At 66.5% G+C, this 15,390-nt stretch carries 15 protein-coding genes and 1 tRNA gene; 3 read left to right on the top strand and 13 right to left on the bottom strand.

From position 1 onward, the window contains the following. Positions 1-27: 27 nt before the first annotated feature. From ASE86_RS11375 to ASE86_RS11340, 8 genes are all read right to left on the bottom strand, one after another. Complete coding sequence (locus ASE86_RS11375) at positions 28-1,998, bottom strand: ATP-binding protein (protein ID WP_056426088.1); 1,971 nt, start codon at positions 1,996-1,998, stop codon at positions 28-30. 45 nt (positions 1,999-2,043) lie between these two features. Continuing rightward, a complete protein-coding gene (gene spt / locus ASE86_RS11370) occupies positions 2,044-3,306 on the bottom strand; it encodes a serine palmitoyltransferase (RefSeq protein WP_082441798.1) in 1,263 nt (420 codons plus the stop codon). A gap of 25 nt (positions 3,307-3,331) precedes the next feature. Further along, on the bottom strand, positions 3,332-3,577 hold the full coding sequence (locus ASE86_RS11365; RefSeq protein WP_056426084.1) for an acyl carrier protein: 246 nt from the start codon (positions 3,575-3,577) through the stop codon (positions 3,332-3,334). A gap of 43 nt (positions 3,578-3,620) precedes the next feature. Further along, positions 3,621-4,523 (bottom strand): NAD-dependent epimerase/dehydratase family protein, encoded by a 903-nt coding sequence (locus tag ASE86_RS11360; protein WP_056426082.1) that lies wholly within the window; start codon positions 4,521-4,523, stop codon positions 3,621-3,623. Further along, the gene (gene proB / locus ASE86_RS11355) at positions 4,520-5,623 is read right to left on the bottom strand and encodes a glutamate 5-kinase (RefSeq protein ID WP_056426079.1); all 1,104 of its coding nucleotides are present in this window, start codon (positions 5,621-5,623) and stop codon (positions 4,520-4,522) included. Before proB ends, ASE86_RS11360 begins: the two co-directional genes overlap by 4 nt. 44 nt (positions 5,624-5,667) lie before the next feature. Then, the gene (locus tag ASE86_RS11350) at positions 5,668-6,225 is read right to left on the bottom strand and encodes a Uma2 family endonuclease (RefSeq protein WP_056426075.1); all 558 of its coding nucleotides are present in this window, start codon (positions 6,223-6,225) and stop codon (positions 5,668-5,670) included. 30 nt (positions 6,226-6,255) lie between these two features. After that, the gene (gene obgE / locus ASE86_RS11345) at positions 6,256-7,302 is read right to left on the bottom strand and encodes a GTPase ObgE (protein WP_056426072.1); all 1,047 of its coding nucleotides are present in this window, start codon (positions 7,300-7,302) and stop codon (positions 6,256-6,258) included. Positions 7,303-7,459: 157 nt separating this feature from the next. Continuing rightward, positions 7,460-8,035, bottom strand: a complete 576-nt coding sequence (locus ASE86_RS11340) for a TetR/AcrR family transcriptional regulator (protein ID WP_056426069.1) — start codon at positions 8,033-8,035, stop codon at positions 7,460-7,462. A 19-nt stretch (positions 8,036-8,054) separates the two neighbouring features. Between ASE86_RS11340 and ASE86_RS11335 the strand changes: the two genes are divergently transcribed. Beyond that, entirely contained in the window at positions 8,055-8,930 is an 876-nt protein-coding gene (locus tag ASE86_RS11335; protein ID WP_056426067.1) for a metal-dependent hydrolase, read from the top strand. Positions 8,931-8,983: 53 nt separating this feature from the next. Here ASE86_RS11335 and ASE86_RS11330 read toward each other — a convergent pair whose 3' ends face one another. The 3 genes from ASE86_RS11330 to rplU form a co-directional block, all read right to left on the bottom strand. Then, positions 8,984-9,532: a GNAT family N-acetyltransferase gene (locus tag ASE86_RS11330; protein WP_235524050.1), complete on the bottom strand. Its 549-nt coding sequence runs from the start codon at positions 9,530-9,532 to the stop codon at positions 8,984-8,986. Positions 9,533-9,714: 182 nt separating this feature from the next. Continuing rightward, positions 9,715-9,984, bottom strand: a complete 270-nt coding sequence (gene rpmA / locus ASE86_RS11325; protein WP_056426064.1) for a 50S ribosomal protein L27 — start codon at positions 9,982-9,984, stop codon at positions 9,715-9,717. 40 nt (positions 9,985-10,024) lie between these two features. Beyond that, on the bottom strand, positions 10,025-10,396 hold the full coding sequence (gene rplU / locus ASE86_RS11320; protein WP_056426061.1) for a 50S ribosomal protein L21: 372 nt from the start codon (positions 10,394-10,396) through the stop codon (positions 10,025-10,027). Between the two features lie 255 nt (positions 10,397-10,651). Here rplU and ASE86_RS11315 point away from each other — a divergent pair, with 255 nt between their 5' ends. Beyond that, positions 10,652-13,273 (top strand): TonB-dependent receptor plug domain-containing protein, encoded by a 2,622-nt coding sequence (locus ASE86_RS11315; protein ID WP_156347102.1) that lies wholly within the window; start codon positions 10,652-10,654, stop codon positions 13,271-13,273. A 144-nt stretch (positions 13,274-13,417) separates the two neighbouring features. Here the strand turns inward: ASE86_RS11315 and ASE86_RS11310 are convergent. Then, positions 13,418-13,507, bottom strand: a tRNA-Ser gene (locus ASE86_RS11310). A 134-nt stretch (positions 13,508-13,641) separates the two neighbouring features. Here ASE86_RS11310 and hspQ point away from each other — a divergent pair. Then, positions 13,642-14,022: a heat shock protein HspQ gene (gene hspQ, locus ASE86_RS11305; RefSeq protein ID WP_056426056.1), complete on the top strand. Its 381-nt coding sequence runs from the start codon at positions 13,642-13,644 to the stop codon at positions 14,020-14,022. A gap of 27 nt (positions 14,023-14,049) precedes the next feature. Here the strand turns inward: hspQ and ASE86_RS11300 are convergent, their stop codons facing one another. Then, positions 14,050-15,387 carry a hypothetical protein gene (locus ASE86_RS11300; RefSeq protein WP_056426053.1) on the bottom strand — a complete coding sequence of 446 codons (1,338 nt, stop codon included), beginning with the start codon at positions 15,385-15,387 and terminating at the stop codon, positions 14,050-14,052. Between the last annotated feature and the right edge of the window lie 3 nt (positions 15,388-15,390).

Here is a 15,390-nt window from a genome sequence, read left to right as displayed (position 1 = left end):
GCCAGCGATAATTGCGGACGTCCGCGGTCACGCTGCGCTGCGGATCGGTTCCGATGCGGGGGGCACCGCGACGGCGGCGTCGATCGCGGCGGCGAGCGCCGCCATGGTGAACGGCTTGCGCAGGACGTGACGCCCGGCGAGCCCGCCCTGTTCGCCGGCATCGCCCGAAAAGCCGGTGACGAACAGCACCGCGGCATCGGGCAGGCGGGGCGCGATGTCGGCGACCAGTTCGGGGCCGGTACGCTCCGGCATCAGCACGTCGGACAGGATCAGGTCGAACCGCGCGCCATGGTCGTCGACGACCGCTTCGGCGCGCAGCGGATCGGCACAGGCGACCGGGCGGTGGCCCAGCGCCTCCAGCGCGCCCATCGTGGCGGCGAGCACGCGCGGATCGTCCTCGACCACCAGGATGTCGAGCGCGCGGGCCGACGGTGCGTCGGGGGCAGCGGCGCTATCGACCGTTTCTCCGCCAAGCGCAGCGGCGGCGATGTGGCGTGGCAGGTACAGCGTAACAGTGCATCCGTCGCCCGGCGCCGAGCGGATTGCGATCGCGCCGCCCGATTGCTGGACGAAGCCAAAGATCTGGCTGAGCCCCAGGCCGGTGCCCTTGCCGATCGGCTTGGTCGTGAAGAAGGGCTCGAACACGCGCGCGACCACGGCCTCGCTCATCCCGCAGCCGGTGTCGCCGACCGCGATCGTCGCATAGTCGCCCGCCGCGCAGCGATCGACCTGATGCTCGCTCAGCGTCGCATGGCCGGCGGTGATGGTCAGTGTGCCGCGCCCGTCCATCGCGTCTCGCGCGTTGACCGCCAGGTTGAGGACAGCGTTCTCGAGGCCGTGCCGGTCGACGAACACCTGCCAGCCCGCGCTCTCGTCCCGAACCTCGACGGTGACCAGGTCGCCGAGCGTGCGGTCGATCAGGTCGGACATGCCGGCGATCACCGACGCCGCCTCGATCGCCACGGGTTGCAGGGCCTCGGCCCGCGCGAAGCTCAGCAGGCGGCGCGTCAGCGCAGCGGCACGGTCGGCACCTTCGGTCGCGCTGTCGAGGTGGCGCGCGACTTCGCCCGGATCGTCGCGATGGCGCTTGGCGAGTTCGATCCCGCCGAGAACGACGGCCAGCATATTGTTGAAATCATGCGCGATGCCACCGGTCAGCTGGCCGATCGCGTCCAGCGTCTGCATCTGCCGCAGCTTCGCTTCCGCCGATGCGCGTTCGCGGGCTTCCGCCTCCAGATCCTCGGTCGTGGTGCGGACAGCTTCCTCCAGCAATTCGGCGCGCTCGCGTTCGTCCTCGGCTTCCGCCGCGGCGATCGAACGGGCGGTCTGCGCACGGATGGTCAGCCAGCCGAGCACGATCGCACCCAGCACGATAGCGGCGCCGAAGATCGCGAGAACGGCGGCGGCGCGGTTTGAACTGGTGACGGTTGCCTGCGCGGCGGCAGTGCGCCGTTCCAGCAGCATCCGCTCGCTATCCAGGAAGCGTTGCAGCAGGTCGCTGGTCCGCCGCAACGCGACGGCATCGCGTGCGGCATAATAGGCCGACAGGGCCTGCTGGTTCTTCTTGTACTGCGTGCTGAGCGCGATCAGCGACAGCTCCTCGCCGCGGCTTTCATACGCGGCGCGCAGGGCATCGACGCGGCGGTTCTGCTGCGGCGTATCGCGGGTCAGCGCGGCCAGCCGGTCAATCTGCTGACCTGCCTGCTGCCATTCCTGCGAATATTGCTGGCCGATCCGCTTGTCGGCGCTGATGACGTAGCGGCCGAGCGTCGCCTCGGCGCGCGCCATGGTCTCCGCCAGCGCGCGTGTGCGCAGCATGACGTCGAAACTGTGCGATTGCAGGTCCAGCGCGCGGTCGCGCTGGCGATTTGCCTCGCCCAACGTGGCGATGACCGCGGCGAAGACACCCGCCGCCAGCGTCGCCACGACCGCAAGCAGGATCGCACGCCAATGCGCGGAAAGATACGCCGCGATGTCGGACCCGCCCCGGTCGCTCATACGGCGCGAAGTCTATCGCAAGCTCAGGACGCTGGAAAGCGGCGCTCAGCCGATCACGCCAACGGCCTGCCCCGCGGCGCGGAACATGGCGATGACGCGGGCGATCTGTTCCGGCGTATGCTCGGCGCACAGCGAACAGCGCAGCAGGAAGGTGCCGGCAGGGGTCGCCGGCGGCCGCGCCATGTTCACATACAGCCCGCCGTCGAGCAGCGCCTGCCACATCGCCACGGCCTGTGTCTGATCCTCCAGGATCACCGCGATGATGGCGCTGTCGCAATTTTCGGTGCCCAGCTTGAAGCCCTGCGCCTTCAGGCCGGCGTGGAGCGTGCGGGCGTTGTCCCACAGCTGCGCGCGCTTCTCATGCGCGGTCGCCAGCTTGCGGATCGACGCGGCAGCGGTCGCAACGACCGACGGCGGCAGGCTGGCGGTGAAGATGTACGGGCGGCAGGCGAGGCGGATCGCCTCGAACTTCGGGTGATCGGAAATGCAGAAGCCGCCGACCGTGCCGACCGATTTGGAGAAGGTGCCGACGACGAAATCGACCTGCCCCTCCAGCCCCTGATCCTCGTACACGCCGCGACCGTTGGGGCCGAAGAAACCCATCGAATGCGCTTCGTCGCTCAGCACCATCGCGCCATGCTTCTTCGCGACGGCGACCATCTCCTTCAACGGAGCGATGTCGCCGAGCATCGAATAGACGCCCTCCAGCACGACCAGCTTGCCGGCGTCCTTGGGCAAGCGGCCGAGCCGCTTGTCGAGATCGGTCACGTCGTTGTGACGGAAGCGGACGATTTCAGCCACGCCCTGCTTGCAGCCGTCGTAGATCGACGCGTGGCTGTCGGCGTCAAGGATGACGTAATCGCCCTTGCCGGCCAGCGTCGAGATCATGCCGAGATTGGCCATGTAGCCGGTCGAGAACACGATGGCGCCCGAGACGCCGTAGAAGTCGCGCAGGGCCTGTTCGACTTCCATATGGTCACGGAAGGTGCCGTTGAGCATCCGGCTGCCGTTGGTGCCCGACCCGAACTGATCGAGCGCGGCGTGGCCGGCGGCGATAACATCGGGATCGAAGGTCATGCCCATGTAATTGTAGGTGCCGAGCAGGATCGTCTCGCGGCCTGCTATGACGGCTTGCGTCGGTGAGCGCACCTCGTCCATCACGATCGCGAACGGATCGGTCACGCCGGTGTCGATCAGCGCCTGCCGCTCCGCGATCAGTGCGTCGAATTTCGACATCAGGTCGCGGGTGCCGCCGGTCACTTCGGGGTTGGCGGGCAGCGCTTCGGGCTGGAGGCCGGTTTCGGTCATGGTCTGCTCGGGCAAAAGGGAAGGGTCAGGCGGTCTTCAGCTTCGCGACGGCATCGACCAGCTGGCCGACCGTCTCGATCTCGGCCTGCATGTTCATCGTGATGATGATGTCGAATTCGTCCTCGATCGCCGCGACGAAGTCCATGACGGTCAGCGAATCCCATTCCAGGTCGCCCTGGAAGGTGGTGGCTTCGCTCAAGGCGACGCCCTTCTTGTTGAAGGGGTCGATCTGGGCAGCGACGGTGTCGAAGATCTGGGCGCGGTCGGTCATGGCGGTCCTTCTGGTCGGCAAATGCGGCCGGGATTGGGCGCCGCTATAGCAGGCGCTCGGCACGATACCATGCCGCGGTTTGGCTAAGGCCCTCGGGCGTCGGCACCTGCGGGCGCCACAGGTCCTGCGGCGGGCGGCGCAGCGGATCGGACACCCAGTCGGGGTGGCACATGTAGGACACGCGGTCGGGCGTCAGTCGCGCATTGCCCTTGCGGACCAGGCGATCGACGCGGGCGCCCAGATCCATCACGCGGCGGGGCAGGGCGATCGGACGGACACGCTTGCCGACCGCCTCGCCGACCGCGCGCGCAAAGCCCTGGTGGCTCCATCCGCCGGGGCGGCCGTCGTCCGGCTCCAGGATGGTGCGCGTCGCCGGTGCCTCGGCGAGTGCCAGGAGCAGGCGCGCGAGGTCATCGACGTGGATCGCCGACATCCGCCCACCCGGCGGAAGGAACGCAAGCCCGTGCTTCGCCATGCGAAAGATCTCGAGCATGTCCATGTCGCCGGGACCATAGACAGCGGGCGGGCGCACGATGTCCCAGTCGGTGCCGGAGCCGACGACCAGACCTTCGGCGGCCGATTTCGACCAGCCATAATTGGATAGGCCGGGCTCGCGCGCGGCGAGCGACGAGACATGGACGAAGCGGCGCACCTCCATCTGCTCGGCCGCCACCAGCACGCCGCGCGTCCCGTCGATGTTGCCGAGCACGAAGCCCGGCCGATCGGGCGCGTTGACCACGCCGGCGACATGGATCGCGGCATCGGCGCCGCGCATCAGGCTGACGAGCGCGTTGGGCGTCTCCAGCGAGCCGAATACCCAGTTCACGCCATCGCCGCCCGTCCGCGGCCGGCGCGTCAGCGCGGTGACCGCATGGCCCTGCCGCAGCGCGAGCGCGACCAGCCGCTTGCCGACGAACCCCGTCGCGCCGGTGATCGCCAGCCTCATGTCAGCGCCATGTGGTTGCGATGGACCAGCGCGGAGCGGGGGGCATAGCCGAGGATCGCGGCGTGGTCGTCGCGCTTGTGGCCGATCAGGCGGCGGGCGTCGTCGGCGTCATATTCGCTGAGGCCCCGCGCGATGCCGCCATCGGGCGCGACAATGGTCACCAGGTCGCCGCGGGCGAAGTCGCCGTCGATCGCGGTGGTGCCGGCGGCGAGCAGGCTGGCGCCGCCCACCAGTGCTTTGGCGGCCCCCGCATCGACGTGCAGCGTCCCCCGCGCGGTCAGCCCGCCGGCCAGCCAAGCCTTGCGCGCAGGGGCCGTCTTCTCGGCGACGAAGATCGTGTGTCGCGCTACGGTCGACAGCGGCCGGTCGATGCGGCCCGAGGCGATGGCGAGGTGCGCGCCCGCCGCGGCGGCGATGCGCGCGGCGGCGATCTTCGACACCATTCCGCCCGATCCCATGCCGGATGCGGAGCCGCCATCGGCCATGCCGGTGATCGCCGCGTCGATCCGCTCGACGCGGGGAATATGGACCGCGCCGGGCAGCGCGGGGTTGCGATCGTACAGCCCGTCGATATCGCTCAGCAGCACGACAGCCTGCGCGCCCGCCGCTTGCGCCACGCGTGCGGCAAGCCGGTCGTTGTCGCCGAAGCGGATTTCGGCGGTCGCGACGCTGTCGTTTTCGTTCAGGACGGGCACGACGTTCAGGCTCAACAGCCGGTCGAGCGTCGCCGCGGCGTTCAGATAGCGGCGGCGGTCCTCCAGGTCGTCGAGCGTCACCAGCATCTGCGCGGCGGTCAGCCCCTCGGCACCCAGCACGTCCGCCCACGTCTGGCTGAGCGCGATCTGACCCGTCGCGGCGGCGGCCTGTGCGTCCTCCAGACTCGCGCGCCCGCCCTTGGCCAACCCAAGCCGCCGGGCGCCGAGCGCAATCGCACCGGATGACACGACCGCCACCTGCTGGCCCGCCCGCACCCGCTCGGCGATGTCGGCGGCGATACCCGCCAGCCAGTCACGCCGGACGCTCCCGTCGGGATCGACGATCAGCGCCGACCCGATCTTCACGATCAGGCGTGGGCAGGAGGCGGGTGGAAACAGGCTCATTCTGCGCGCGTCGTTAGCGCGCGCACCGCCATCCGCCAATCCGCTCAATCGCGCGTGAAGATTTCGTCGTGCGGGATGACGAGGTCGAGTGAGGGGAGGGGAAGGTCGATCGGCGTGGCGTGCTGGCTCTCGTTCCAGGATTGTGCGCCGGTGCGTTGGACGATGCGCAGGCGTTCGGTCGCGATATCGACGAACACGATCGTATCGACGCTGCCGAGCGCCTTGTATTCGACCAGCTTGACCAGCAGGTCGGTTCGGGCGGTGCCGGCGGACAGCACCTCGATCAGGATGCGCGGATCGTCGAACGCCTTCGCGTCATCGTCTTCGGGGCCGTCATGACCGCAGAACACGCTGACATCAGGATATCGGATCGACAGATCATGCGTCCGTGTCGCCATATCGGCATTGTAAGGGGCGCAGCCGCTCCCGCGCAGCCGCGCGCCCAACGCCATGAAGATGTTGCCGGCGACCTTCGCATGTCGCGCCGTGCCCCCGGCCATCATCCGGATGACGCCGTTGTCGAGTTCGGCCTTGTGATCCCCGAAGTCGATTTCGAGAAATTCGTCGGCCGTCAGGAGCGGATAGACCTGCTGCGTTGCCATGCTCGCGATATAGCAGGTCGCCGGGCGCGGTTAAACCGGCGACCACTCCACCGCGTCTTCGCCTTCGTCGTCCGCGGCCACGACTTCGGCGGTGCCGCTCATCTTGGCGAGCAGCTCGTCGAGCACCCAGTCGACGCCGATCTGCGCCGCGCCCGAGATCGGGATGACCGGCGCGCCGCTGGCGTCTTCCAGTTCCTCGGACAGCGCCTTGATGAGTTCCTCATCGAGCGTGTCGATCTTGTTGAGCGCGATGACGACGGGCTTTTCGGTAAGCCCGGCGCCGTAATTCTCCAACTCGTCGCGCACGATGCGGTAGCTGGTCGCGACGTCCTCGTCATTGGCGTCGACCAGGTGCAGCAGCACCTGGCAGCGTTCGATATGCCCCAGGAAGCGGTCGCCGATGCCGGCGCCTTCGGCGGCACCCTCGATCAGGCCGGGGATGTCGGCGATCACGAATTCGCGGTCGTGGTGACGCACGACGCCGAGTTGCGGGCGGGTGGTGGTGAAGGCATAGGCGCCGACCTTTGCCTGCGCATTGGTCACCGCGTTGATGAAGGTCGATTTGCCCGCGTTGGGCAGGCCGACCAGTCCCGCATCGGCGAGCAGTTTCAGGCGGAGCCAGACCCAGGCCTCGGAACTCGGCCAGCCGGTGCCGTGCTGGCGCGGCGCGCGGTTGGTGGAGGTCTTGTAGCTCAGATTGCCGCGCCCGCCGTCGCCGCCGCGCAGGAACACATGGCGCTGGCCGACGCGGGTGAAGTCCAGCAGGACCTCGTCCTTGTCCTCGCTGAGCACCTGCGTGCCGACGGGCACCTTGATGACGAGGTCCTGGCCGCCGGCGCCGGTCATGTTCGATCCGGCGCCGCCCTTGCCGCGGGGAGCGCGGAAATGCTGGGTGTAGCGGAAGTCGATCAGGGTGTTCAGGCCGGCGACCGCTTCGAACACGATGTCGCCGCCCTTGCCGCCGTTACCGCCGTCCGGGCCGCCGTATTCCATGAATTTTTCACGGCGAAACGACACGGCGCCGCCGCCGCCGGAACCGGAGCGAACGAAGATCTTTGCTTGGTCGAGAAAGTGCATGGCCCGCGCTGTAGCGATTTAGCGAAGCTAAATCGACACAAAGCGCGAGCGCCCGGCCGGCGCGAGGATCGCGGCCGACGACATGGACTTTGCCCATGTCCGACAGAAGGGCAGGGCTTCGACAAGCTCAGCCCGAACGGGGATTGGTCAGTCGCCCCTATCGACCCGCCAGCAATCCCCGTGCCGCCAGTTCGCGCGCCCGCCCGCGCGGCAGGCCCAGCGCCTTGGCCATCGGCCCGCCGAGCAACGCATCGCCCAGCGCCATCAGCACCAGTTGCAGCGTCTGGTCGTGGATCGGTTCGCCATCCGTGTCCGCTGCGGTCAGTTGATCGACCAGATCGTGGATCGCGCTGAGGATCGGGTCGAGCGCATCCTCGTTACCCGACAGGATCATCCAGCTCGCCAGCGCGCCTGCACCGCCCTCATCGAAAGCGTCGAAGGTCAGGTCGACGACCTCCTGCGGGTTGCGATCGCCAGCGCGCGCGCGCAGCACCGCTTCGCCGATGCGGCCGGTGATGCGGCTCGCCATCGTCTCGATCAGCGCCTTTTGCAGCCCGGCGGCCGACCCGAAATGGTGGAGCAGATTGGCGTGCGTTCGCCCGATCCGCGTCGCGACCGCCTTGAGCGTCACCGCCTGCGGACCGAATTCGACGAGCAGGTCGCGCGCCGCCTCCAGCGCCGCGTCGCGGGACTCGGCGGGGCTCAACCGCCTGCGGATCGGTATTATTGACATTCGTGTAAGTAACCGCCAGATGAAGCGTCCTGATTGGAGGAATTCGATCGTGAACGCAAAGACTCCCGCCGACCTGACCATCACGCCGCGCGATATGCGGTTCGGGCGCGGTACAACCTATCGTCGCTGGTGGTTGAACAACGACCCTGTCGCGACGGCCTTTTACAACGCGCTGTCGGTGACGTTTCCGAAGGGCGAGGGCTTCTTCATCGATTCGGTGCGCAAGTTCCGCGACGATGCGCCGCCACGCCTGGCGGCCGAGATCGCGGCGTTCACCAAGCAGGAAGTGATCCACACCCGCGAGCATGTCGCGTTCAACCGCCATGTGACCGACCAGGGCTACGACATTCGCCCGCTCGACGCCGAAGTCGATCGCGTGCTGGCGCTGACCAAGGGGCGACCGCCGATCGCGAGTCTGGCCGCGACGATGTGCCTGGAGCACTTCACCGCGATCCTCGCGCACCAGTTGATCGCCGATCCGTCGCATCTCGAAGGCGGCGATCCGGACGCGGCCGCCTTGTGGAAGTGGCACGCGGTCGAGGAGATCGAGCACAAGGGCGTCGCCTATGACACCTGGCTTCATGCGACGAAGGACTGGCCGCGGTTCAAGCGCTGGCGGATCAAGGCGCTGGTGATGATGATCGTCACCGGGCGTTTTTTCGCCGGACGGACCAAGGGGATGCTGGAACTGCTGCGGCAGGACGGCTTCACCGGTGCGGGCGTGAAGTGGCGGCTGTTCACATACGCGTTCGGGCGGCCCGGCATGGCGCGCAAGGTGCTGGGGCAGTATGTCGCGTTCTTCCTGCCCGGCTTCCATCCGTGGAATCACGACGATCGCAAGCTGATCGGCCTGGTGGACAGCGAATTCGCCGCCGCTCGGCTGGCGGCTGCGTAGCATTTCCGGCCTTCCACCGTCACCTCGCCTGCGCAGAGGTGACGGTGTCAGCATCACGCCGCCATGCGTGGCGGCTCGACCTCCGCGTCGTCGAGCGTGATCGCATAGCCGACGCTCGGCACCAGTCCGCCGCGGGCGCGGCTGAAGCGGGCGTCGTGCCGACCGGTGGCGATAAACCCCAGCTTTCGCAGGACGCGCGCCGAGGCCGGATTGTCGTCGTGCGGGTGCGCCGTCAGTCTGCGGTGACCCAGCCCCCAGCGGGCGATCCCCAGCATCGCGCGGCCCGCTTCGGTCGCATAGCCGCGACCCCAGGCGGCGGGTGTCAGCCAATAACCGAATTCGGGGCCGTCGTCGCCGCGGTGGATGCCGCACCCGCCGATCAAGATCGGCGCGTCGCTCAGGTCGTGCGCGAAGATCAGGCATGACGCTTCGTCCCGCGCGACCGGCATCGCCAGGAACGTCTCCGCATCGACCAGATCGTACGGCCAGGGCAAGCGGGCGAGTTTCATCGCCACGCACTCGTGCGCGACCGCCCGGGCGAGAGCGGGGGCGTCCTCGATCCAGCCGGGCCGGAGCGTCAGACGGGGTGTGCGTGCGAACATGTCCACTCTCCTCGTGTCGCGCGTGTCGCCCAACCACGACAGTGTGACGTGGTTGCGACAGTCGCGGGTGTGCGGGGAGCAGTAAAAAAGGGAGTCCGGGGCGACCCGTCCTCCCTTGTTTGGCTGGTTCCAGTTACGGAACGCCGGGTCGCCCTGGTGGGCAACCCGTCATCGGTCGCCCGTTATTCGGCCGCTTCGGCCATCATCACTACGGTCGCGAACTTTCGACCGAGCTTGCCGTCCTTGAACGCGACGCGACCATCGGTCAGCGCGAACAGGGTATGGTCCTTGCCCATGCCGACGCCAGCGCCCGGGTACACGCGCGTGCCGCGCTGACGGATGATAATGTTGCCGGCGATGACCAGTTCACCACCGAACTTCTTCACGCCAAGGCGACGGCCGGCCGAATCACGACCGTTACGCGACGAACCGCCTGCTTTCTTATGTGCCATGAGCTAGACTCTCTTCTTCGTATCGTTCGTACAGGCGCGCTTACGCTTCGGCAGCGGCGTTGGTTTCGGCGGGAGCGGCATCGGCCTTCTTGGCCTTCGCCTTCTTCTCGCTCGAACCGCCGATCGACACGATCTTCAGGATCGTGTGGTTCTGGCGGTGGCCGTTCTTGCGGCGATAGTTGTGGCGGCGGCGCTTCTTGAAGACGATGACCTTCTCGCCCTTCGCCTGCGCGATGATCTCGGCAGCGACCGTCAGGCCGGCGACCGACTTGAGGTCCGAACCCTCGCCCGCGAGCAGCACGTCACCCAGGGTGACCGACGAACCGGCCTCACCGTCGATCTTCTCGACGACGATCTTGTCTCCGGCGGCAACGCGATACTGCTTGCCGCCCGTGCGCACGACTGCGAACATGGCGTTTCAAACTCTCAATCAAAAATCCGGGCCCGCGCCGGCGTGCCGGGCGGGATGAAGGCGCGCTGCTACCCAAAGCGCCGGGGAGTGTCAACTGCGGGAATCCTTGTGGCCGCATTGTTGCGCCGCGGCAACAGCGGGGTAGCTAAGTGGTTGGCGGGGCGGTCGCCGTGCTTGTGGCCCGCGCCGACGTGCATAAGATGTTGCGCATAACCGACCCGAACCGGGCGGAACATTACTTTCGGGGGGAAGATCATGCGTCGTAAATTGCTTGGTGTGCTCGCGTTGTCGGTATCGTCGGTCGCGTTGTCGATGCCGGCCGTCGCGCAGGAGGTGCCGGCACCGCAGGCCGAGGATGCGCCGATCACCGAGGATACCGTCGTCGTCACCGGCAGCCGCATCGGCGGCCGCACGATCGCGGAAAGCCCGGTGCCTATCGACGTGATCGGCGGCGACCAGCTGGCCAACAGCGGCCAGACCGAGACGAACAAGGTGCTGAACCAGCTCGTCCCGTCGTTCAACTTCCCGCAGCCCTCGCTGACCGACGGTACCGATTCGCTCCGGCCCGCGACGCTGCGCGGCCTGGCGCCCGACCAGACCCTTGTCCTGCTGAACGGCAAGCGGCGGCACCAGGCGGCGCTGCTCAACCTCAACGGCTCTGTCGGCCGTGGGTCAGGCGCGGTCGACCTGAACGAGATTCCGCCGATCGCGATCGACCGGATCGAAGTGCTGCGCGACGGCGCTTCGTCGCAATACGGCTCGGACGCGATCGCGGGTGTCATCAACATCCAGCTGTCGAAGCGCGTGGGCGTGTCCGGATCGGTTACCTTTGGCCAGTATCGCACGACGCAGAGCGGCGTGAACGAAGTGCTGGGCGTCTCGAACACGAACGGCGTGCCGAACGTGCTGACCAACAACGGCGGCGCCAACGACGTGCTGCAATTGAACTATGGCGACGAAGTGGAGCGTCATGACGGCGACACGCTGACGCTCGCGACCCGCCTGGGCCTGCCGATCGGCGAGGGCGGCTATTTCACCTTCTCCGCGCAGTTCCGCGACCGCGACCCGACCCAGCGCTCGGGCGCCGATCCGCGCCGCCAGTATCAGAACACGACGGCCGACTTCGCCAAGGAGCTGGCCATCGACCGGTTCAATCACGGATATGGCGACGGCAAGGCGATCGACTACAACGTCATCGTCAACGCAGGCTACGACGTCGGCGCCAATGCCGAGCTCTATGCGTTCGGCACCTACGGCATCCGCGACGGCATCGGTGCCGGCTTCTTCCGCCGACCCAACGATGCGCGCAACCGCAACTGGGCGGCATCGACCACCACGTTCGTGCCCTATTACGCCGACGGCTTCCTGCCCAAGATCCAGAGCCAGATCGAGGACGTGTCGGGTGCGGTCGGCGTGCGCACCGACGTTGCCGGATTCAAGGCCGACCTGTCGGTCGTCTATGGCTCCAACCAGCTCGATTACCAGACGATCGACAGCTTCAACGTGTCGCTGGGCGGCGTGGATTCGCCGCGGCGGTTCGATGCCGGCGGCATCGCGTTCGGCCAGACGGTCGTGAACCTCGATCTCAGCCGCAAGGTCGATGTCGGCTTCCTGTCGAGCCTGGGCTTCGCGGTCGGCGGCGAATACCGCAACGAGAACTTCAAGATCCGCCCGGGCAACACCGCCAGCTACATCGGTGGCCAGTACACCCGCAACGGCGCCGCGCCTGGCGCGCAGGTGTTCCCGGGCTTCCAGCCGGCGAACGCGACCGACGTGTCGCGCAACAGCTATGCCGGCTATGTCGAGCTGGATGCCGAAGTGAACGACATGCTGACCGTGCAGGGCGCCGGCCGATACGAGCATTATTCGGACTTCGGCGACACCTGGAACGGCAAGGTCGCCGCACGGTTCGAGCCGGTCGACGGCATCGCCATCCGCGGGTCGGTGTCGACCGGCTTCCGCGCGCCGAGCCTGGCGCAGCAGTTCTTCACGACGACCTCGACCAACAACACCGTCATCAACAGCGTGCCGACGCTGATCGACATCGTGACGGTGCCGGCGACCAGCCGCGTCGCGCTGGCGCTGGGCGGCAAGCAGCTGGAACCGGAGAAGGCGCTGAACTTCGCCGGCGGCGTGACGCTCAACCCGTTCACCGGCTTCAGCCTGACCGCGGACTATTACAACATCCGGATCAAGGACCGGGTGACGCTTACCGAGAACCTGACCGGCACCGCCGTCGTCAACCTGCTGACCGGGGCGGGGATCAACGGCGTCACCTCGGCGCGCTTCTTCGTCAACGGCGTCGACACCCGCACGCAGGGCGTCGACGTGATCGGCACCTATCGCCTGCCCGAATTCGGCGTGGGCCGCTTCGTGCTGACCGCGGGGTACAACTACAACACGACGAAGATCATCAACCGGGCCGTGCTGCCCAACCCGCTGCTCCAGGGATCTCCGCTGTTCGGGCGCCAGGAAAGCTTCCGCCTGACCGATTCGCAGCCGCGCACGAAGCTGAACCTGTCGGCCGACTGGGATCTGGGCCCGATCGGCGCGACCGTGCGCGCCAACCGCTTCGGGACAGTCTGGACCGCGGTGAACGGCGCGCTGACCGCCCCGCTCGGTACGGTCGCCGGCGACTTCAAGCTGACGCCGAAATGGGTGACCGACGTCGAGGTGCGCGTGCACCCGATCAAGGAGGTGACGCTGGCGGTCGGTGCGGACAACGTGTTCGACACCTATCCCGATCGCCTGCCCACCGGCGGCGCGACCGGCGCCCCGGGCTTTACCCCGAACAGCTATTTCCTGCCGTACAGCCAGCTGTCGCCGTTCGGTTTCAACGGCCGGTTCCTGTACGGAAGGGTTGCGTTCCAGTTCTAAACGCGGGCGCCCTCAGCTCGCGCAAGCAAGCTGAGGAGACGCCACGGCGGGCAGCGGGGTCGGCGACAGCCGGCCCCGTCTGACGGCGTGGCAGTTCACGAGCAATTTACGAGCTCGCACCCGATCTCGATATCATAAGGTAAGTGGCGGAGAGGGAGGGATTCGAACCCTCGGTACCGTTGCCGGCACGCCGCATTTCGAGTGCGGTGCATTCGACCACTCTGCCACCTCTCCGCGAGGGGTTTGCGCCGGGCGTCACCTTCGTGAAAAGGCCCCGGGGCGGGTCGTGAGGGGCGCGCTTAGCGAAGCTTTCAGATGCGTGCAAGCGTCATGCTTGTGCATTGCGAAAACGTGCCTAACTTGGGTGCATGAATCGTAGCATCTCCTCCACCGATATCCTCGAGACGGGCGTCCCCATGCCCAGCGTCGCCACGGCGCGGTTCGGGATCGGGGAGGTCGTGCGCCACCGGATGCTCGACTTCCGCGGCGTCATCTTCGACGTCGACCCGGTCTTCGCCAACAGCGAGGAATGGTATCAGGCGATCCCTGAGGGCAGCCGCCCGCGCAAGGACCAGCCCTTCTATCATCTGCTCGCCGAGAACGACGAGTCGACCTACACCGCCTATGTCAGCCAGCAGAACCTGGTGCGCGACGACAGCGAGGAACCGGTCGATCACCCTGCGGTCAGCGACCTGTTCGGCGACATGACCGACGGGCGGTATGAGCTGAAGGCCGGGCTGAAACACTGATCGGTCCACTGCGTCGGGCGACTTGGGTCACAGGTCGAGCAAATCGTCTTGCAGGTCGATGTCGCACCGGTTCCAGATCGGCGTTTCCTTCAACACGCTGACGAGCTCGCCTCCCGATGAGATCGCTCCATGAACATTATGGCTCGCGTTTTCAAATACGGAGCTGAACGTAATAGTGTTCGTAGTTTCTTCCGCTTCGATCGATGCCGGCATCCAGTTCCATAGCTCGACCGTTTTATATGCGTCGTTTATGTTTTTCAGACTGAGATCGAATACCTCGGCCAATCTGCCATAGTGATGAAGTTTGGTCCGCGGTGTATCGACCTTCACCTTCACAGTGAAGGTATTATTGTTCTTCCAATGCTGAGTTATCTTCCCTTCGGCATTTTTCCATGTGTTTTCGGCAGTACCGACATTCAAGTTTCGGGACATCGGAACGAGATTGACGTAGTCGTCGGCCAAGTGGGCTTGTGGGTCCGATGATGTCCAGATCTCGTGTGGTATCAAATGGCCGCCCTCGTACACATCGTAATTTTTAGACTCGAGATACAGGCTGTCAATTCCAATCTTGCCAACGACGCCACTCTTGTGTGTTTTGCGCTTTAATGCGGTTTGCCCGAAGACGTTGGGTGCGATCGTCGCTTCGATAGATTTCGGCATCGGCGTCTTGTTTTTCTTTGGATTAGATGTTCTTTCCGTTATCCGCTTCTGTATCTGCGGTTTGGTTTCTTTGAACTTTGCGTAATCAAGGGAATTGAGCAAGTCCGGGATCGGTGGCTCACGCATGATACTTTCCGATTTGAACTTTTTGACCTGACGCTGGATCGCTTCGCTAGGGCTCGCCATCGCTATGGTCGATATCGTGGCGGACGACGCTGTCGCGGGTGTCGCCGCCCGCGTGATCGCGGCGCCCATCCGATCGGCATCGGCCTCCAGCCGCGCATCGGCATTGACCGGCGCGCCGCCGATGATGGTCGTCGGGCGTACTGCGCCCATCGCCTGCTGCGCCAGATGCCAGATCTCGTGCCCGCGGTCGGCGGGGTCGCCGATCAGCGCCTGGCGACCCTGTGTCAATGAACGGGCGCCGACCGCGGTCAGACGCGGGTGAGTTTCCGCGACATGGTGGACGCTGGCGCCGATTGCGTGGAGGTCGACGCGGCCGTGCGACAGGTCGCGCACGGCGGCGTTCTCCGCAGCGGTAATCCCGCTTGCGCTCGGGCGTTCCGACCTGCGCAGCCCGAGCGGGCTCGCCGCGTAGCGCAGCGGCCGGAGCGGGGCGAGCATCGATGGGCGGTCGTACCCGGCATCGGTGACCGATGTGCGGTTTCGTACGGCGGCTTCGCTCTTCTCGCGGTCTGCAAACATGGC

The organism is Sphingomonas sp. Leaf33 (genome assembly GCF_001421785.1).
GTDB lineage: Bacteria > Pseudomonadota > Alphaproteobacteria > Sphingomonadales > Sphingomonadaceae > Sphingomonas.
Note: the sequence above shows the minus strand (reverse complement) of the source record. Positions and strands in the feature narration are given on the sequence as shown.